Raw genomic sequence first — 18,663 nt, 5'->3', positions numbered from 1 at the left:
CCGATCTGGACAGCCCGCCCGCCCAGTGGACTGAGCTGATTGGCGTTGAACCAGCTAGTCAGCCGCACTTCATTCTGATGGCAGACCCGTTTTCGGGAGGGACGAATGAGCTCTTACAGGGAATGGATTTTGCCTATCCCAGCGCAGTCAAAATCGGTGGGCTAGCAGGAATTGATAACTTTACCCGCAGTAGCGGCCTGTTCTGCGGCGATCGGCTGTATCGCGAGGGGATAGTTGGCGTGGCGCTATCGGGGCGGATTGTGATCGAATCCATCGTGGCCCAGGGCTGCCGCCCAATTGGGCCGGTATATCGGGTGGTCGAGCACGAGCGCAACATCATTCTCAGGCTAGAAGTCCTGGATGACCCCGAAGGCAGCCGCTCACAAACGCCGCTAGAGCTGCTTCAGGGCGTCTTTCAGCAGCTGGGTGAGGCAGACCGGCAGCTAGCACAGCAGTCGCTGTTCATCGGCGTTGCCCAGAGCGGCTTCAAGCCCGAGCTGAAGCGGGGTGATTTTCTGATTCGCAATCTGATGGGAATCGATCCGCGCAACGGGGCGATCGCGATTGCAGACAAAATTCGCCCGGGGATGCGTATCCAGTTCCATCTGCGCGACGCCCAGACTTCCGCCGAAGACTTAGAAATGCTGCTGGCCCAATACCAGCTGGAAAACATGGCGCGCTCGGCAACTCCGGTGGGAGGGCTGATGTTTGCCTGCACGGGCCGGGGCGAAGGGCTGTACGAAGAACCGAACTTTGACTCCGGTTTATTTCAGCAGCATCTGGGCTCGGTGCCGCTGAGCGGCTTTTTCTGTAATGGCGAAATTGGCCCGGTCGGCGGTACGACCTTTCTCCATGGGTTTACATCGGTCTTTGGCATCTGCCGGGAACCCTACCCATGATGCTGGCCTGCTGCGGCTAGTGCCTCCCGGCCCGGGGGCTGATTCCAGTCTTCCAACTCTGGCCCCAGGGGAATCAGGCCGCCGGGATTGAGTGGAAACAGGTTGCCGTAATAGTCGCGTTTAACAGCCTCAACGTCGCAGGTTTCGGCGATTCCCGGCTGCTGGTAAATATCCCGCAGGTAGCCGCTGAGCTGGGGATAGTCTTGAATGCGGCGGCGGTTGCACTTAAACAATCCGTAGTAGGCCACATCGAAGCGGATCAGGGTGGTAAACAAGCGCACGTCGGCCAGCGTCAGGGCTTCGCCGCAGAGGTAGCGGTGGCTAGCCAGGGCCTGATCAACTTCATCTAGGGTGCTGAAAAGCTCGGTAAAGGCATCCTGGTAGGCAGCCTGAGTTTGAGCAAAGCCGCAGCGGTAGACGCCATTATTGACCGTGCGGTAGATTTTGTCATTCCAGGCGTCGATTTCAGCCTGCTGAGCTGCCGGGTAGAGGTCCAGGTCTGGATTGTTGGCCAGGGAATTAAAGGCGGCGTTGAGGATTTCGATAATTTCGGCGCTTTCGTTATTCACAATCGTCTCGGCTTCTGCATCCCAGAGCACCGGCACGGTGGCCCGACCGGCATAGCCAGACTGCATCCGGGCATAGAATTCGGGCAGGGTCTGGCAGTTTAGCAAGGGCTGGTCAAAGACCCAGATGCCCTGCTCACCCGAGGGCGAAACCGTTGTGATCGGGATGGCTGCTTCTAACCCTTTAAGGGCACGGGTAATCAGAGTGCGATGTGCCCAGGGGCAGCCCATGCCGACGATCAGGCGATAGCGACCGGGCTGAGCGGCGTCGGGGGAGACGCGATCGCGAAACTGACTCTCGGGCCGCACGTAGGCTCCCGACTTTTGCCGGGGGGCGAGCTGAGACATCATCAGATGCCACATCGTACTCCAGACAAATTTGCCGGTGCGCACGATTAGCCCTGGCGGCAGCGACGCTCGTTGGGTCAGTTTGGTCAGGGGATTGGCAGGCATCGCGATCGCGGCAGAAACGTCAGCTCCCCCTTATTCTCGCTGACCCCAGCTGAACTTGCCCAGTTTCGTTTCCCTGGTTTGTCGGCTCGCCATAGTCTCGGCACAGCGTCTCAGACCTGGGAATTGGCGAATAGATAGGGCCATTAAAACTATTACATGAGTAATCAATATGCAAGAAATTTTAACTTTTATTTACATTGCGTGATAATCTGGAGAATGAAAGTTGGGTTTTTAGTTCCGCGCAAATGCGCATTCGCGCGAGCTATGGCCTTGTATTATAAGGAGTGTGTAATATGCCATTTACGATCGATTCTGCGCGAGGAATTTTTCCTGAAACGCTTGCGGCTGATGTGGTGCCCGCGACGATTGCGCGTTTTACCCAGCTGAACGCTGAGGACCAGCTGGCCCTAATCTGGTTTGCCTATCTTGAAATGGGTACCAACATTACCGTTGCGGCACCGGGCGCGGCAAACATGCAGTTCGCTGAAGCCACTATGAATCAGGTTAAGCAAATGTCTTTTCAGGAGCAGTCGCAGGTGATGTGCGACCTAGCCAACCGGGCTGATACGCCGATTGGCCGCACCTATGCCTCCTGGTCTGCCAATATCAAGCTCGGATTTTGGTATCAGCTGGGACAGTGGATGGAGCAGGGAATTGTCGCACCCATCCCCGAGGGGTATAAGCTCTCTGCTAATGCCTCAGCCGTGCTGCAAGCGATTAGGCAGCTCGACCCCGGTCAGCAAATCACCGTCCTGCGGAACGCGGTGGTTGATATGGGATTCGATCGGAGCAAGCTGAGCAGCGACAAGCGAGTTTCTGAACCGGTTGAAGTTCCCAAGGATATGTCGCAGCGGACTCAAGTCAGCATTGAAGGGGTTGATAATCCAACCATTCTCAGCTATATGAACTACCTCAATGCCAATGACTTCGATGCGCTGATTGAGCTATTCGCGCCTGATGGCGCTATTCAGCCGCCGTTCCAGAAGCCAATCGTAGGCCGCGACGCCGTCCTGCGATTCTTTAGAGAAGAATGCCAAAATCTTAAGCTCATGCCTAAGCAAGGCGTTGCTGAACCGGCGGATGATGGCTATACCCAGGTTAAAGTCACCGGCAAAGTGCAGACGCCCTGGTTTGGGGCCGGAGTTGGCATGAACATGGCCTGGCGGTTTTTACTCAATCCCGACAACAAGGTTTTCTTTGTCGCGATTGACCTGCTGGCTTCTCCTAAGGAGCTGCTAAACCTAGCCCGCTAGAAGCTCTGCGGCTGAGTCTGATTCATCCGTCAGCTGATTTGGAGGCGCTTTCTTGAGGAAGCGCCTTTCTTTTGCTAAATAATCCTTTCTCTAGAAAAATTTAAGATTAATCATTAGAATTATGAGACAGAGCTTATTATAATGTTACAAACGGGTGCTTTTGCCCGGGTAACGACTCAGAAAATTTTGACTGTAATGATTCAAGCTAGTGATGTTAAGTGGTCCAAGGCGGAAAAAAAAGTCGCCCAAGGCGCTTTTGATAAAGCTCACGAACGGGAGCTCAATGCCTTGATGGCCGAAGTTCGTGAAAGGGGAGGTGCGATCGCGGCTCCCGAAGATATGTGGCGGCTGCACGATTTCTTAAGTGCCAAACGACATGACATCGATGGCAAGTACGACTATCGCTATTCAAATCTCATTTTTGTCTTTGCCAGGTTAGTCCGGGAAGGCTGGCTACAGCTCGACGAGCTCGACGGCTTGGATGCCGACAAGCGGACTAAGGTAGGAGCGCTTGCCCGCATGTGAGCAGCAGCTTCTACGGTTATGAACAACTGCTACTTTGATGCGGTTGAACGATTCAGGACTGGCCTATCGGTGAGAATCTGAAACGCCCCTGATTTTTTGCAGTGAACCAATTTACAAAATGAATGTTCTGAAAGCCGCTCTTGTCCCAACGAAACGGGTTACTCTCAAGAGTTGGAGAATGCTAGATGAATTAGCTTGGGACTGCCACTGGTTCTATATCTTCTGAAGGGTTGTAAAACAGCGGCTGTGTTTTAGGGTAGAAACACAGCCGCCTTTGGCTCATCGCTAGGGAATATGGCAGGTCTGTATCCAATGTGTCAATAATCTCTCGGAAAGGCTTTTGTCCTCCTCCGTACAAATTCGCTTTTTTTCCATAAAGTGATCATGTCTCTGGTCGAACAGGTCTTAACTCAGATTCCCGGCAATCCCCTGAAAGGATTGCAAAAAGCCGACGGTTTGTGGCGAGCTTACCGGGAAGGGACGCGCTCTGGCCCAGAGGTCATTCAAACCTGCGCTGAACCCACCGACATAGCGGCCTATGATGTCGTCGTTGTTGGCGGAACGCTCGGTATTTTACTGGCGGCGGGTCTGGCGCAGCGGGGCTGGCGAGTCGCCCTAGTTGAGCGAGGCAAGCTGCGGGGACGGGCGCAGGAGTGGAATATTTCGCGGCAGGAGCTTCAGACCTTTGTGAAGTTGGGACTGCTGACCGAGGCGGAATTGGAAAGCACGATCGCGACCCAATACAATCCGGCCCGTATTTGCTTCCACGGCGGCGACCCGGTTTGGGTGAAAGACGTGCTCAACATCGGCGTTGACCCGGTTATGCTGCTCGATCTGCTGAAGCAAAAATTCCTGGCTGCGGGGGGCGAGCTACTAGAAGAAACCCCTTTTAAGTCAGCGACGGTACATCCTGACGGCGTCCGGGTAGAGGCGGGCCAGCAGACTCTCCAGACGCGGCTGCTGGTCGATGCGATGGGGCATTTCTCGCCCCTGGTGCAGCAGGCCCGCCAGGGACAGACCCCAGACGCCGTTTGCCTGGTTGTCGGCACCTGTGCCACTGGCTATGACCAAAACGATACGGGAGACCTGATCGCCACCTTCACGCCCATCCAAAACCAGTGCCAGTACTTTTGGGAAGCCTTTCCCGCCCGGGATGGCCGCACCACCTATTTGTTTACCTATCTGGACGCCCATCCCAGTCGGCCTAGCTTGGCAGCGCTGTTTGAGGATTATCTCAAGCTGCTGACGGAATATCAGCAGGTGTCGCTCGACCAGCTGACGTTTCAGCGGGCTCTGTTTGGCTTCTTCCCCTGCTACCAGGACAGCCCGCTCAGCTATCCCTGGGGCCGCACGCTGCCCATTGGCGACAGCAGCGGCAGCCAGTCACCGCTCAGCTTCGGCGGCTTCGGGGCAATGATCCGCCACCTGGAGCGGCTGACCCGGGGGGTCGATCAGGCTTTACAGCACGATTTACTCGGGGCGCGATCGCTGAGCTGGCTCCAGCCCTACCAGCCGAATCTGTCGGTTACCTGGCTATTTCAAAAAGCGATGAGCGTCAGCGTGGATCAGAAATTGCCTGAGAATCAGATTAACCAGCTGCTCTCCACCATCTTCCAAGACATGGCCGCCCTAGGTGACGAGGTGCTCCAACCGTTTCTTCAGGACGTCGTTCAGTTCCCCGCCCTGGCCAAAACCCTGCTGCGCACCTCCACCCATCACCCCGCCCTGGTCGCCAAAATCCTGCCCCAGGTCGGCATTCCCGCCGTCGTCAGCTGGACCGGTCACTACGCCGGACTGGCCGCCTACAGCGCCCTAAATCCGCTAACCCAGGCGCTCCAGAGCCAGGCCAAACATCTACCTGAGGAGACCCAATATTTTTTCGAGCGCTGGCGCGATGCCCTAATGTACGGCTCAGGCGGCGACTACGAAAGCTCCTAACCCATCACCCCATCACCCCTAACGCCTACGCTTCGCGAACACCCGATCACAGCGTCAAAGACTGCGCATCCCCCTCAATCAGCTCAGCCAGGTCCTTCAAAAAGGCAGCCCCATTAGCGCCATAAATAATCCGATGGTCACAGGTCATATTCACCTGCATCTGACGGCGAACGCCCATCAGACCATTGGGCATCGCCACAACCTGAGGCTGGGAGCCGCCAATCGCTAAAATTGCGCCCTGCCCCGGGGGTAAAATCGCATCGAAGCGATCGACGCCAAACATGCCCAGGTTCGACAGGGTAAAGGTACCAGAATTGTATTCCTCCGGCTGAAGCTGCTTACTGCGCGATCGCTTCACCAAATCTTTCCACAGCCGCGAAAGCGAATAGATATCCATCTGATCCGCGCCACGCAGCACCGGCGTAATCAGGCCGCCGTCATCCATCGCCACGGCAACGGCAATATTGACATTGCCGCTGTATTGAATGCCCTGGGGTGTATAGCTGGCATTGACGATCGGATGCTGTTTGAGGGTGACGGCGACAGCTTTAGCCAGCAGCGCCGTCATGGTGACGCCCTTAGGCTTAATCTGCTGATAGAGCTGGTCTAAGCCATCGGTGGTGATTGTATAGCCGACGCGGAAGACCGGCACCGACAGGCTGGCCTCCATATTGCGAACAACGGCCTGCTGAAGCGTATTCAGGGCAACGACCTGACCGGGAGCGGCGGGGGCAGGGGTAGGAACCGGCGGACGGGGTTCAGCAGAGGCCGCAGCGACATGCATGGGGGTAGCCGTAGGAACGTCGCCTGAGGGCTTGGCAGGGGCAGGAGAAGCGGTGGACTTGCCCGCCGCCTGTTCGACATCGGCAGCGACAATCCGACCGTAGGGACCGCTGCCCTGAAGGCTGTCAAGGTTGACCTTGAGCTGCTTAGCCAGTTTTTTGGCCCGGGGTGAGGCGATGGTGCGATCGCGCTTTCCAGACGCCCCCCCGTTTTGCTCGGCGGTTTCAGCTGGCGCAGCCACTGCCGTTGCCGTCACGGATTCGTCACCCGCCGTAGCGGCAGCGGGAGCGGGTGTCCCCAGGTCTTTTGAGGGGGACTTTGAGGACTGTTCAGCAGATTGAGCGGCCTGCTGCTGGGCTGCTTCAATTTCGGCTTCGGTCTCGGCTAAAAGCGCGATCGCCTCTCCCACCGGCGCGGTATCTCCGGCTTCCACCACAATTGAAGCCAGGAAGCCCTCATAGAAGGACTCCACGTCCATATCAGCCTTGTCAGATTCGACGATCACCACCGTTTCGCCCTTTTCGACCCGGTCGCCGGGCGCTTTCACCCAAGACACCACCTTTCCCTCGGTCATGGTAGAGCTGAGAGCGGGCATAAAGACTTCGCGAATCATGGTGACTTCCGAGACCGTAATGACTATAAGTAAACAATAGTTGGCAGCACCATATTGTATCGCCTGAGCCGATCGATTAGAGCTCGCCGCGAATTTCTTCGACGACGCCATCGCGCAGCAGAATCTCAACCTGGAGCTTGCGAATCATGTTATCCCCGACGGCAACTCGAAAGAAGCCGTCGATCTGGCCCTGGCTGACTTCTTTGTTTAGCTCTAGGGTCTGCACCTGCTGCAGCTGCTGTAAAAGCTGATTTTTTTGCTGGAGCTGCTGCCCCTTGTCCTGATTTAGCTTGCCCTGGACGCTGCTAATCTGCTGCGATACGGCTGGGTCGCTAGGGTCAGTGCCCTGCTTTTGAATTTCGGACACCATCCGCTGGCCCTGCATTTCGAGCTGCTGAAGCCGCCCGTCAATCTGGTTGAGCTGGTTTTGCAGCTGCTTTTGCGCCTCTTCTTTCCAGAGCGGCGTCACCACGGCTTTGATATTGATGACGCGTTTGAGCAGGAGCTGAGACTGTGGAACATCCATAGAAAACGATTCAATGAAGGACTTTGCGGTTATGGCCTCCCAAAGGAGGCTTGGTTCTTGATGTTGATTGGCCAGGATGTCAGTTAAACATCGCGTCGATTCTATCGCGATACTTCTCCGTCACTACCGGACGGCGAATTTTTAATGTCTGAGTCAGCAGCCCATTTTCATTCGTGAAGGGCTCATCTAGCAAGGTGAATGGCCCAATCCGGTCGTCCGCTCGGTAGCCGGGACGATTTTTTACCTCGCGATTCAGCTCCTGGCGGAAAAGGGCCTGTACGGGTGAGCAGTCCAAGCTGATCGGCTTTCCTGACTGAGGTTTCTCTGAGCCTGGCTGGCCAGGACGCTCCAGCTTAAACCCCTGCTCCTGCGCCCACTGCTCCAGCGCCTCAAAGTTTGGCACGACCAGCGCTCCCAGCGTTTTCTGATCCTGGCCAACCAGCATCACCTGATCGACGTAGGGACTGCGGACGCAGGCATTCTCAATCGGCTGGGGCTCAATATTTTCGCCATTGGTGAGGACGATAGTGTCTTTGGCTCGACCTGTGATAATCAGGTCGCCCGCAGGCGTGACCTTGCCCAGGTCGCCGGTATCAAACCAGCCGGTCGAGCTGATCGCTTTGTGGGTCGCCTCCGGATTTTTGTAGTAGCCCTGCATCACCTGCGGCCCGCGAATCAGCACTAAGCCCTGCTGCCCTACCGGTAACGGCTGGTGGGTTTCGGGATGGACGACCGCGGTTTCGGTCCCCGGTAGCGCTTCACCATCTGCGCCCCGGAGGTTGCGCCAGGGCCGACGCACGTGGGTAATCGGCGAAGTTTCGGTCAGGCCATAGCCGCCTAGAATGGGAATACCGACGATTTCGTAGAAGTCTTCCAAATAGTCAGCAATGGAGCCGCCGCCGCTGACCAGAAAGACGACCTGGCCGCCCATTGCCTCTCGCACTTTGCGATAGACCAGCCGATCGCCGAGCTGATGGAGCGGCCAGAGGACCGCCGCCTGGAGGCCAGCGGTGAGGGTCTTGAGCGGTGATTGAGAAAGATCATCGAGGTTCAAACGATTTAGGGTGCGCCTAGCTTTGATATAGCGATCGCTCTGCTTCAGAAAAAACCGGACCAGCTTCTGCCGACTGGCGGGCTGCTCGCGAAACTGCTTCTGCACGCCTTCGTAGATTGACTCCCACAGCCGGGGTACCGCCACCATATATTTGGGCTGATAGGTTTTCAGATCTTTTTTAATCTGGCGAATGTTTGTATAAATTTGGGTGCAGCCCTGGGATAGGACAAAATACTCAAACGAGCGCTCGTAGGCATGCCAGATCGGTAGAATGCTCATCACCTTTTCGCTCGGGCGGATGGTGACGACGCTGCAAGCGCCAGAAATTTGCGACAGCAGGTTACCCTGGCTGAGCATTACCCCCTTGGGCATGCCCGAGGTGCCCGAGGTAAACATCAGCGTGGCCAGATCGTCTCGGCTAAAGCTGACGGGCATAGGGGCGCGATCGCCCAGCGCCATCAGCTCAGAAAAGTTCAGCACCTTGAGCGGCGTCTCTGACGGCAGTGCCTCGTCGGTCAGTAAGATCGCAAACCGCAGTCTGGCTAAGTCTAAATGGCATGCTAACTGGTCCAGGGTGGCCTGGTCCTGCACCACCAGGGCAATACTATCGCTATGGTCGATAATGAACTGAAGTTCTCTTACATCCGCCTGCGTCCCGCGGACGGCATCGACGCCCCCGGCGGTCATGATGCCCTGATCGGCAACCAGCCAGCGAGGACAATTATCGGCAATCAGCGCAATTTTTTCGCCGGGCCGAACGCCCAGAGACTGCAAGGCCGCCGCAAACTGAGCAATCTGCTGAGCCAGCTCGGCGTAGGTGATTTTTACCGGCGGGCTGCTGTGGGGATCGTGCAGCGCGACGACATGGCCGAACTGCTGCGCCGCCAGCGGCCAAATTTCTGGGATGGCCTGCACAGAGCTGTAGTCAGCGGCGCGACTGAGGTTGGCTTGTTCTTCAGGATGTAGGGTCGCGCGTAGGGCTGACATGGATTCCTCCTTCAGGTGCTGTAGTCCCCTATTGCTGATTGTCCAGCATTGATTAGCGTAGCTCAGCAAGTTTGCAGAAAATCTTGATATAAGGGACAGGTTTTAGGGTGGCAGGTGGTTACCATTTTAGAAGCGGATTAATCGGGACCTGTCATATGCCAAAAGCAATCTGGAATGGCGCTATTTTAGCCGAGAGCGATCGGTGCGAGGTGGTGGAAGGCAATCAATATTTTCCACCGGATGCAATCGCTTCGGCGTATTTCAAGCCCAGCGATAAGCAGTCTTTTTGTCCTTGGAAAGGAACTGCTAGCTATTACACCCTGGAAGTCAACGGCGAGAAAAATCCGGACGCCGCCTGGTATTACCCAGACCCCAAGGAAGCAGCGAGCAACATCAAAGGCTATATTGCCTTTTGGCGGGGGGTCCAGGTCGAATCCTAAGCGTCCTTTACCCTCTGCGGACGGCCGGTCGCTACAATAGGCTTTGACTTCAATACAGGTTCCTAACTGCGGGCGCCTGTCTGCTCACTCCTGCTGAAAAACCCATGCCTGTTCGCGTTCGACTCGCTCCCAGTCCCACTGGCAGTCTACATATTGGTACCGCTCGTACGGCGGTTTTTAACTGGCTCTATGCCCGCCACCTGGGGGGAGAGTTCATCCTGCGGATAGAGGATACTGACCAGGCGAGATCGCGACCGGAATATACGCAAAATATCCTGGACGGGCTGAAATGGCTCGGTCTGAACTGGGATGAAGGACCGTTCTACCAGTCCCAGCGGATGGACCTATACCGTCAGCAGATTCAGTCCCTGCTCGATCGAGGTCTGGCCTATCGGGCTTACGAAACCCCTGAGGAGCTGAGCGCCATGCGAGAGGCGCAGCAGGCCCGCAGCGAAGCGCCCCGCTATAACAATCAGCACCGTGACCTGACGCCAGCGCAGATTGCCGCCTTCGAGGCCGAGGGCCGATCGGCAGTGATTCGCTTCAAGCTTGATCGCGATCGCACCATTACCTGGAACGACCTGGTGCGCGGCCCGGTGCAGTGGCAGGGCAGCGACCTGGGCGGCGATATGGTGCTGGCGCGAGCCGCCGCACCGGGCGAAGTCGGGCAGCCGCTCTATAACTTTGTGGTGGTGGTGGATGACGCCGATATGCAGATTACCCACGTGATTCGCGGCGAAGACCACATCGGCAATACGCCCAAGCAGATTTTGCTCTACGAAGCCCTGGACGTAGATATCCCCAAATTTGCCCATACGCCGCTAATTTTGAACAGCTCGGGTCAAAAGCTGTCCAAGCGTGACGGCGTCACCTCGATTTCAGATTTCCAGTCCATGGGCTTTACCGCTGAGGCGCTGGCTAACTATATGACCCTGCTGGGCTGGTCGCCACCGAATACGCAGGAGCTGTTTACCCTGGCCGAAGCGGCTGAGCACTTTAGCTTTGACCGGGTGAACAAGGCCGGGGCTAAGTTCGACTGGGATAAGCTGGACTGGATTAACAGCCAATATCTGCATGAGACGCCGCCGGCGCAGCTGCTGGAGATGATCGTGCCCTATCTTAAGTCCGCCGACTATGACTTTGAGCTGGAGCGCGATCGCGACTGGCTGCTGCCCCTAGCGGCGATGATTGGCCCCAGCCTCACCCGGCTCAAGGACTGCATCGAGCTCAGCCGGTTCTACTTCACCCCGACTGTAGACTACGACGATGCTGCCCAAAAGCAGCTTTCATTGGAAGGCGTGCCAGAGCTGATGACAGCGGTGAAATCTGCACTGGAAGACAGCTCCGGTCTGACAACCACAGAGGACGCCAAAGCCTTAATTAACCAGGTGACGAAGGCCCAGGGCGTGAAGAAAGGGCTGATTATGAAATCGCTGCGGGCAGCGCTGATGGGCACAATGCAGGGGCCTGACCTGGTGGAATCCTGGCTGATTTTGCACCGGCGCGGATACGACCGGAAGCGGCTGGAAGGCGCGATCTCGGTGGGCCGTTCGGTTTCCTAAACCAGATCCCGAAGCAGGGCTATAGGTGCTCTATTTTACATTTGTTGTCCCTAACGGGAAAATTACGTTAAATTTAGTAAAGATTATTCTCATAAAAAGTGAGCGCGGCCAGCGGAGCGCTGGTTCGCTGGAGTTGAAGTAAATTGATTAAACGTACAGAGGCTACTGAGTTATGAAGTTTTCTTGGCGAGTCGTCCTCCTGTGGACATTGCCGCTATTAGTGATTGGGTTTTTCTTCTGGCAGAGCTCCGTGGGTAGTGGCCCGACCGATATGGGGCGCAATACCGCTAGCACGCGCATGACCTACGGTCGCTTTCTAGACTATTTGGAGGCCGGGCGGGTCACCTCGGTGGACCTCTACGACGGCGGCCGGACGGCGATTATTGAAGCAGTTGATCCGCAGATTGACAATCGGATTCAGCGCTGGCGTGTAGAGCTGCCGGGGAATGCGCCCGAACTGGTTGAGCAGCTCAGAGGCTCCAACGTCAACCTAGACTCCCATCCACCGCGCAATGATGGGGCGCTGCTGGGCATCCTGGGTAACCTGCTGTTTCCCTTCCTGCTGATTGGCGGCCTGTTCTTCCTTTTCCGGCGCTCCAACGGGGTTGGCGGCGGTCCCGGCCAGGCGATGAACTTTGGTAAGTCCAAGGCCCGCTTCATGATGGAGGCGAATACCGGCATCATGTTTGACGATGTCGCTGGGATTGAAGAAGCCAAGGAAGAACTTCAGGAAGTCGTCACGTTCTTGAAAAAGCCGGAGCGCTTTACCGCCGTTGGGGCTCGCATTCCTAAAGGGGTACTGCTGATCGGCCCGCCAGGAACCGGTAAGACGCTGCTAGCAAAAGCGATCGCGGGTGAAGCCGGGACGCCTTTCTTCAGCATCTCCGGGTCTGAATTCGTCGAAATGTTTGTCGGCGTCGGGGCCTCTCGGGTACGCGACCTGTTTAAGAAAGCCAAGGAAAACGCGCCCTGCATCATCTTTATCGATGAGATCGATGCGGTTGGCCGGTCGCGTGGGGCCGGTATCGGCGGCGGCAATGATGAGCGGGAGCAAACCCTGAATCAGCTGCTGACCGAAATGGACGGCTTTGAAGGCAACACCGGCATTATCGTGATTGCGGCGACCAACCGGGCCGATGTGCTCGACTCTGCCTTAATGCGACCGGGTCGGTTTGACCGTCAGGTGACGGTAGACCCGCCGGATATGAAGGGTCGGCTGGAAATCTTGGAAGTCCATGCTCGCAATAAGAAGCTAGACGACCAGATTTCGCTAGACATGGTTGCCCGGCGCACGCCTGGCTTTACCGGCGCTGACCTGGCTAACCTGCTGAACGAGGCCGCCATCCTCACCGCCCGCCGCCGTAAAGAAGCCATCACCATGCTAGAGGTAGACGCTGCGATTGACCGCGTCGTCGCCGGGATGGAAGGCACGCCGCTGGTAGACGGCAAGAGTAAGCGTCTGATTGCCTACCATGAGATTGGCCATGCCATCATCGGTACGCTGGTGAAAGACCACGACCCCGTACAGAAGGTAACGCTGATTCCCCGCGGTCAGGCCCAGGGCTTAACCTGGTTTACCCCCAGCGAAGAGCAAATGCTAATTTCGCGATCGCAGATCCTCGCCCGGATTACCGGCGCGCTGGGCGGTCGGGCTGCGGAAGACATCATCTTTGGCGATGCCGAAGTCACCACTGGGGCCGGTAACGACCTCCAGCAGGTAACCCAGATGGCCCGGCAGATGGTTACCCGGTTTGGCATGTCCGACCTGGGGCCGCTCTCGCTAGAGAGCCAGCAGGGCGAAGTCTTCCTGGGCGGTGACTGGATGTCGCGCTCTTCAGAATATTCCGAAGAAATTGCCACGCGAATTGACTCGCAAGTGCGCTCCATCGTCGAGCACTGCTATGACAAAGCTAAGCAAATCATGCAAGACAACCGCGAAGTGATCGACCGGCTGGTCGATCTGCTGATCGAGCGCGAGTCAATCGACGGTGACGAGCTGCGCCAAATCGTTGCAGAACACACCCACGTCCCCGAAAAAGAGCGCTTCGTCCCTCAGCTCTAGCTAGCCGCTCAATAGCCTCTGCTATAAAAGGCTCATCCGACAAGGATGAGCCTTTTCTATTGCTCACCCATCACCCCATCTACCCTTAACGCGCCACTGCACAGGGGCATGGCAACCATGCCCCTACCCCATTACCCCTAACGCCTACGGCGACGCTGCGCGAACACCTCCCACTTCAGCCACCACCCACCACCCACTACCTTCCCCTCCCCATGCCCACCCTCTACCTCGCCATCACCAACCACGGCTTCGGCCATGCCACCCGCGCCGCTGCCACCGCCGCCAGGATTCAAGAGCGCTGCCCCGATCTAGAATTAATCATTGCCACCACGGCCCCCGAATGGCTGCTGAAGTCCTACCTGCTCCGGTCCTTCACTCTGAGACCCCGCAGCTTTGACGTTGGCGTCATCCAGAGCGACAGCCTGAACATGGATAAGGCCGCGACGCTGGAGAAGCTGGAGCAAATCCGCGCCAATCAAGATGAGCTAGTGGCAGAGGAAGCCGCCTTTCTGCAATCCGCTGGCGTTGACCTGGTGCTGGCCGATATTCCGCCCCTGGCAACCGCGATCGCGCACACTGCCGATATTCCCTGCTGGATGATGAGCAACTTTGGCTGGGACTTCATCTATCGACCCTGGGGCGGCGGCTTTGCCGAGATTGCCGACTGGATTGCCGACTGCTTCAGCCAGTGCGATCGCTTATTTCGCCTGCCCTTCCACGAACCAATGTCGGCCTTTCCCCACGTTACTGATGTCGGGCTGACGGGAGGAAACCCGGCCTATTCTGAAGCAGAGCTGAGATCGCGCCTGCTGCCGGAGCAGCCGCCTGAGCGCACCGTCCTGCTGACCTTTGGTGGACTAGGGCTGGCTCAAATTCCCTACGACAGCCTGGCTAAATTTCCAGACTGGCAGTTTATTACCTTTGACCACCAGGCCCCAGACCTGCCCAATCTTTACAAGGTGACCGACCGCCGAATGCGCCCGGTGGACTGGATGCCGATCTGCGATCGCGTCGTCTCCAAGCCCGGCTACAGCACCTTTGCCGAAGCCTGCCGCCTGGATAAAGGCATCGTCACAATACCCCGTCAGGATTTCGCCGAAGCCGCCGTCCTGGTTGCCGGAATGCAGCAGGTTACCCGGCATCAGATCCTAGACGCAGAAGCATTCTTCGCCGGAGACTGGTCGTTTTTACAAGAACCTTTGCAGCCGCCGCAGACCGATCGGCAGATTGCCAAGGATGGAGGAAACGCGATCGCCCAAGCCGTCATCGATTACCTCCTATCATGACCCTCAAACCAATCGATCCGTCAGTCACTCCAGCACCTGACCTATCCTATAAGAAGTCAACCCACTACCTACCCCTCTTCCCTCTTCCCTCTCCAACCACCCATGACCACCACAACTCCCACCCACTACCAAACCACGATCCGGCTCCGTACCGAAGGCAAATCCCTAGGCCGCTTCACAAACCAGGTGCAGGAAGCCGTCAAGGAAAGCGGCGTCCAGACTGGACTTTGCAGTATTTTCCTGCGCCATACGTCAGCCAGCCTGGTGATTCAGGAAAATGCCGATCCGGATGTGCTGAAGGATATGGAAAACTTCTTCTCCCAGCTGGTACCCGAAGGGAGAGACTATCGCCACAGTACCGAAGGCCCCGACGATATGCCCGCCCATATCCGGACTGCCTTGACCCATACGTCTGAGCAAATCCCGATTATGAACGGTCGGCTCGCGCTGGGAACCTGGCAGGGAATTTATGTCTGGGAGCATCGTCAGCGCAGTCATACCCGCGAAATCGTTGTTCACATTACCGGCCATTAGTCTATGCCGCAAGATTCTTCTAGTATCGTAGACGCCTACTTGGGGTCAACCATTCCTACCCCGCCGAAAGGGTTTCGCTCTGGCTTCGTCGGCATCGTCGGTCGCCCTAACGTGGGCAAATCGACGCTGATGAACTATCTTGTCGGCGAAAAAGTCGCGATTACCTCCCCCGTTGCCCAAACCACCCGCAATCGGCTGCGGGGTATTCTCTCGACGCCCCAGGCGCAGATTATCTTTGTCGATACGCCCGGCATCCATAAGCCGCACCATGAGCTGGGCCGGGTGCTGGTGAAAAATGCGCAGATGGCCATCAGCTCTGTTGATGTGACGCTGTTCGTGGTAGATGGCTCCACGCCAGCGGGTCGGGGCGATGCCTTTATTGCCAACTTGGTCAGCAAAAGCGACGTGCCCGTCGTCCTCGGCGTGAATAAGATTGACCAGCAGCCGACTGAGCCCGACAAAGTAGCGCTGATTGGCCAGAGCTACGAGACCCTGGCCCAGGCTCACGGCTGGCCAGTTGTAAAGTTCTCTGCCCTGACCGGTGACGGCCTGAAATCACTGCAAAGAATGCTGATCGAGCGGCTAGAGGTCGGTCCCTACTACTACCCGCCCGACCTAATTACCGACCAGCCCGAGCGTTTCATCATGGGTGAGCTGATTCGCGAACAGGTGCTGCTGAATACTCGCGAAGAGGTGCCCCATTCGGTCGCGATCGCAATCGACCGGGTTGAAGAGGATGAAAAAATCACCCGCATCCTGGCGACGGTTCACGTGGAGCGCGATTCGCAGAAAGGAATTCTAATTGGCAAGCAGGGCAGCATGATGAAAACCATCAGCAGCGCCGCCCGTGAGCAGATGCAGAAGCTGATTGCCGGGAAGGTGTATCTGGAGATTTTTGTAAAAGTGCAGCCCCGATGGCGGCAGTCGCGGATGCATCTGGCGGAGTTTGGGTATCGGGTGGATGAGTAGGGGAGTGATCGGGTGATCGGGTGATGGGTAGGGGCATGGTTGCCATGCCCTCATAAGGTGTTCGCGAAGCGTCGCGTCAGGGATGATAGGGTTTAAGAAATGGGTTTTGGGATAGGGAGGAAGGTGGGATGACGAAGGCTGAGCAGATGGTGATGCTGGCGGAGGATCAGCTAGCGGAGTACAGTACGGATGCGCGGAAGATTGAGAAGCTGCGGCAGAAAATTGGGGTGATGGTGCCTCCGGCGCAGCAAAAACAGGCCAAGGCCGACCTCGAAGCAGAGATGCCAACAGATTTTGTCAACAAGCTAATCGCCGACCAGCGCCAGACAATCGCCCTCCCGTTTTGGGGCATTGCCGGGCTGGGGCTGCTGTTCGGTATTTCCTTTCGGCAGCCGGTAGATTTTGTGGCGACAGTGGTAGGTGGGGCAGCCGCGATCGCGGTACAACGACGCGGCTGGAAACTCCAGGCCAAACAGCTCGTCCTCCAAACCCTGGCTGAGCTAGAAGCCAAAAGGCCAGATTAATTCCCAATTTATCTAGATTTTTGCAACTGAGCCACGCTTTCCCAGCTGCCTGGCCCTACTTCGCGCTCAAACTCGCGCACGACCCAGTCGGCCCTCTTACCCAGCCGCCGGGCGCTGTTTTGCAAATAGGCCAGAATCAAACGCTGCTCTTCCATAGTCGGACGCGAGCCGAAGAGGGAACCGTGGGTCCATTCGGGGCGGGGCACGCGATCGCACTGTTCAAAAAACGCCCGCTCGGCCCAGGTCGGCGCGTAGCCCTGCTTAAAGGCCCGCCGTCGATGACCGTGAAACAGCTGGATCAGAGTGGGAATATCCTTAATCTGCCGGGCCTGGTCGTTAGAGTAAATTTCCACCATGTCTTCGACGAAGATAGGCCGGTCTTGAATCCACTGATGGCCGCAGTCGGGACATTTGACGATAAAGGCATAGACGATGCGGCCACAGGCGGGGCAGGGCTTGGTTGGCGCGGCGCCGCCGCCTGAGGAGGACTGGTTACGCGTCGGCAGCGTATATTCCTCAATGTCTTCAGGGAAGCCCAGCCGCTGGAGATTGCCCGCCTGGTCCAGAATGATGCCGCATTCTTTGCCGGTTTGGGGCGAAATTCGCATGACTCGCCCCAGCTGCTGAAAGTGCATAGCGCTGGACTTGGTGGGCCGCAGCATCAGCCCTACTTCGACGCTGGGCTCGTCAAAGCCAATGCTAATCACGTTACAGGAGGTCAGCAGCGACAGCTCACCCGCCCCCAGGGCGTCGTAGAGCTGTCGCCGTTCTTTAATCGGCGTATTACCGTCTACAGTCTCGGCAGTAATGCCAGCCTGACGAAAGGCAGCGGCGACGTGGTGGGCGTGCTCAATATCGACGCAGAAGGCAATGGAGCGCTTGCCGGGGGTGAGCCGCTGCCATTCCTGAACGATTTTTTCGACCAGCTCGGGGCGATCGCAGGCGGTTTTCAAGTCTTTCTCGTCGTAGTCGCCGCGCACGGTGCGCACGGGCTTCAGATCGGCCATGCTGTCCAGCGGCATACTGTAGTACTTCATGGTCGAGAGGTAGCCCATCTGCTGTAGGGTGCTGGGCACCGGTGAGGCCACCAGCGTATCCAGATAGTCGCCCAGCTGCTCTTTGCCCAACCGCAGCGGCGTCGCCGTCATCGCTAAATGCACGGCGTTGGGATGGGTCTGGCGCAGCACCTTTTTGCCGACCTGACTGAATAGGGTAATATGCCCCTCGTCATAAAACACCACGTCCGCAGGCCACTTCTGCCACCAGCGCCGCTTGGCCATGGTCTGAATGCTGGCAATCTGAATCGGCGCGTCCCGGTTTTCTTCCCACCCCGCCTTGATGAAGCCACACCTGAGCCCAAACGCCTTCATCTTTTCGTAGGTCTGCCCCACCAGCACGTCGAGATGCACCAAAAACATCAGCCGATGCCCTGCCGCCTCGGCATGGGCGCAGATCTGACCGCTAATAATGGTTTTACCCGCCCCTGTCCCGGCCACGATGGCAATCTTTCGATGTCCCTGGTTGAGCTGACGGTACAGGTCATTGATCAGGTCAATCTGATAAGGACGCAGCTGCGGCACCGAAGAGCTAACGGTCATTGGGACAGGCGAGAAGGGGTGAGACTAGAACATGCGATCGGGCTAGCTCCCCCATGATATAGCAAAGCGCTCTAGAATCTAGGACATGGCA

Annotated in this window: 16 protein-coding genes; 11 read left to right on the top strand and 5 right to left on the bottom strand. The window is 57.1% G+C overall.

Annotated elements, in window-relative coordinates:
- On the top strand, positions 1–899 hold an 899-nt coding region (locus tag IQ241_RS03830; RefSeq protein WP_193905086.1), incomplete at its 5' end, for an FIST signal transduction protein.
- Here the strand turns inward: IQ241_RS03830 and IQ241_RS03825 are convergent.
- A complete protein-coding gene (locus IQ241_RS03825; RefSeq protein WP_193905085.1) occupies positions 890–1,918 on the bottom strand; it encodes a glutathione S-transferase family protein in 1,029 nt (342 codons plus the stop codon). The two genes, IQ241_RS03830 and IQ241_RS03825, sit on opposite strands and share 10 nt — an antisense overlap.
- 293 nt (positions 1,919–2,211) lie before the next feature.
- Between IQ241_RS03825 and IQ241_RS03820 the strand changes: the two genes are divergently transcribed.
- From IQ241_RS03820 to IQ241_RS03810, 3 genes are all read left to right on the top strand, one after another.
- On the top strand, positions 2,212–3,171 hold the full coding sequence (locus IQ241_RS03820) for an orange carotenoid-binding protein (protein WP_193905084.1): 960 nt from the start codon (positions 2,212–2,214) through the stop codon (positions 3,169–3,171).
- A 195-nt stretch (positions 3,172–3,366) separates the two neighbouring features.
- Complete coding sequence (locus IQ241_RS03815; protein WP_193905083.1) at positions 3,367–3,696, top strand: hypothetical protein; 330 nt, start codon at positions 3,367–3,369, stop codon at positions 3,694–3,696.
- A 384-nt stretch (positions 3,697–4,080) separates the two neighbouring features.
- Positions 4,081–5,634, top strand: coding sequence for an FAD-dependent oxidoreductase (locus IQ241_RS03810; RefSeq protein ID WP_193905082.1), 1,554 nt, complete (start codon positions 4,081–4,083; stop codon positions 5,632–5,634).
- A gap of 46 nt (positions 5,635–5,680) precedes the next feature.
- Here the strand turns inward: IQ241_RS03810 and IQ241_RS03805 are convergent, their stop codons facing one another.
- From IQ241_RS03805 to IQ241_RS03795, 3 genes are all read right to left on the bottom strand, one after another.
- Positions 5,681–7,030, bottom strand: coding sequence for a dihydrolipoamide acetyltransferase family protein (locus tag IQ241_RS03805; protein WP_193905081.1), 1,350 nt, complete (start codon positions 7,028–7,030; stop codon positions 5,681–5,683).
- Between the two features lie 76 nt (positions 7,031–7,106).
- Complete coding sequence (locus tag IQ241_RS03800) at positions 7,107–7,556, bottom strand: YlqD family protein (protein WP_193905080.1); 450 nt, start codon at positions 7,554–7,556, stop codon at positions 7,107–7,109.
- A gap of 79 nt (positions 7,557–7,635) precedes the next feature.
- A complete protein-coding gene (locus tag IQ241_RS03795; protein ID WP_193905079.1) occupies positions 7,636–9,597 on the bottom strand; it encodes an AMP-dependent synthetase/ligase in 1,962 nt (653 codons plus the stop codon).
- A 155-nt stretch (positions 9,598–9,752) separates the two neighbouring features.
- Here IQ241_RS03795 and IQ241_RS03790 point away from each other — a divergent pair, with 155 nt between their 5' ends.
- The 7 genes from IQ241_RS03790 to IQ241_RS03760 all read left to right on the top strand — a co-directional run bounded on the left by IQ241_RS03790 (position 9,753) and on the right by IQ241_RS03760 (position 16,974).
- Positions 9,753–10,037 (top strand): DUF427 domain-containing protein, encoded by a 285-nt coding sequence (locus IQ241_RS03790; RefSeq protein ID WP_193905078.1) that lies wholly within the window; start codon positions 9,753–9,755, stop codon positions 10,035–10,037.
- A 104-nt stretch (positions 10,038–10,141) separates the two neighbouring features.
- Positions 10,142–11,599, top strand: coding sequence for a glutamate--tRNA ligase (gene gltX / locus IQ241_RS03785; protein ID WP_193905077.1), 1,458 nt, complete (start codon positions 10,142–10,144; stop codon positions 11,597–11,599).
- 172 nt (positions 11,600–11,771) lie between these two features.
- Complete coding sequence (ftsH2, locus tag IQ241_RS03780; protein ID WP_193905076.1) at positions 11,772–13,661, top strand: ATP-dependent zinc metalloprotease FtsH2; 1,890 nt, start codon at positions 11,772–11,774, stop codon at positions 13,659–13,661.
- Between the two features lie 212 nt (positions 13,662–13,873).
- Positions 13,874–14,947 carry a glycosyl transferase gene (locus tag IQ241_RS03775; protein ID WP_193905075.1) on the top strand — a complete coding sequence of 358 codons (1,074 nt, stop codon included), beginning with the start codon at positions 13,874–13,876 and terminating at the stop codon, positions 14,945–14,947.
- 102 nt (positions 14,948–15,049) lie between these two features.
- Positions 15,050–15,481, top strand: a complete 432-nt coding sequence (locus IQ241_RS03770) for a secondary thiamine-phosphate synthase enzyme YjbQ (protein ID WP_193905074.1) — start codon at positions 15,050–15,052, stop codon at positions 15,479–15,481.
- A gap of 3 nt (positions 15,482–15,484) precedes the next feature.
- Entirely contained in the window at positions 15,485–16,450 is a 966-nt protein-coding gene (era, locus tag IQ241_RS03765) for a GTPase Era (RefSeq protein WP_193905073.1), read from the top strand.
- 128 nt (positions 16,451–16,578) lie between these two features.
- Complete coding sequence (locus IQ241_RS03760) at positions 16,579–16,974, top strand: hypothetical protein (RefSeq protein ID WP_193905072.1); 396 nt, start codon at positions 16,579–16,581, stop codon at positions 16,972–16,974.
- A gap of 8 nt (positions 16,975–16,982) precedes the next feature.
- Here IQ241_RS03760 and IQ241_RS03755 read toward each other — a convergent pair whose 3' ends face one another.
- Complete coding sequence (locus IQ241_RS03755; RefSeq protein ID WP_193905071.1) at positions 16,983–18,572, bottom strand: DEAD/DEAH box helicase; 1,590 nt, start codon at positions 18,570–18,572, stop codon at positions 16,983–16,985.
- Positions 18,573–18,663 lie beyond the last annotated feature (91 nt).

It is taken from the genome of Vasconcelosia minhoensis LEGE 07310 (assembly GCF_015207255.1).
GTDB lineage: Bacteria > Cyanobacteriota > Cyanobacteriia > Phormidesmidales > Phormidesmidaceae > Vasconcelosia > Vasconcelosia minhoensis.
Note: the sequence above shows the minus strand (reverse complement) of the source record. Positions and strands in the feature narration are given on the sequence as shown.

Excerpts from the sequence above, each read along its gene's own strand:
- IQ241_RS03770 (WP_193905074.1), top strand. The coding sequence starts at position 15,050 with ATGACCACCACAACTCCCACCCACTACCAAACCACGATCCGGCTCCGT.
- IQ241_RS03755 (WP_193905071.1), bottom strand. The coding sequence starts at position 18,572 with ATGACCGTTAGCTCTTCGGTGCCGCAGCTGCGTCCTTATCAGATTGAC.
- IQ241_RS03815 (WP_193905083.1), top strand. The coding sequence starts at position 3,367 with ATGATTCAAGCTAGTGATGTTAAGTGGTCCAAGGCGGAAAAAAAAGTC.
- IQ241_RS03825 (WP_193905085.1), bottom strand. The coding sequence starts at position 1,918 with ATGCCTGCCAATCCCCTGACCAAACTGACCCAACGAGCGTCGCTGCCG.
- IQ241_RS03760 (WP_193905072.1), top strand. The coding sequence starts at position 16,579 with ATGACGAAGGCTGAGCAGATGGTGATGCTGGCGGAGGATCAGCTAGCG.
- gltX (WP_193905077.1), top strand. The coding sequence starts at position 10,142 with ATGCCTGTTCGCGTTCGACTCGCTCCCAGTCCCACTGGCAGTCTACAT.
- ftsH2 (WP_193905076.1), top strand. The coding sequence starts at position 11,772 with ATGAAGTTTTCTTGGCGAGTCGTCCTCCTGTGGACATTGCCGCTATTA.
- IQ241_RS03790 (WP_193905078.1), top strand. The coding sequence starts at position 9,753 with ATGCCAAAAGCAATCTGGAATGGCGCTATTTTAGCCGAGAGCGATCGG.
- IQ241_RS03810 (WP_193905082.1), top strand. The coding sequence starts at position 4,081 with ATGTCTCTGGTCGAACAGGTCTTAACTCAGATTCCCGGCAATCCCCTG.
- IQ241_RS03775 (WP_193905075.1), top strand. The coding sequence starts at position 13,874 with ATGCCCACCCTCTACCTCGCCATCACCAACCACGGCTTCGGCCATGCC.
- IQ241_RS03805 (WP_193905081.1), bottom strand. The coding sequence starts at position 7,030 with ATGATTCGCGAAGTCTTTATGCCCGCTCTCAGCTCTACCATGACCGAG.
- era (WP_193905073.1), top strand. The coding sequence starts at position 15,485 with ATGCCGCAAGATTCTTCTAGTATCGTAGACGCCTACTTGGGGTCAACC.
- IQ241_RS03820 (WP_193905084.1), top strand. The coding sequence starts at position 2,212 with ATGCCATTTACGATCGATTCTGCGCGAGGAATTTTTCCTGAAACGCTT.
- IQ241_RS03795 (WP_193905079.1), bottom strand. The coding sequence starts at position 9,597 with ATGTCAGCCCTACGCGCGACCCTACATCCTGAAGAACAAGCCAACCTC.
- IQ241_RS03800 (WP_193905080.1), bottom strand. The coding sequence starts at position 7,556 with ATGGATGTTCCACAGTCTCAGCTCCTGCTCAAACGCGTCATCAATATC.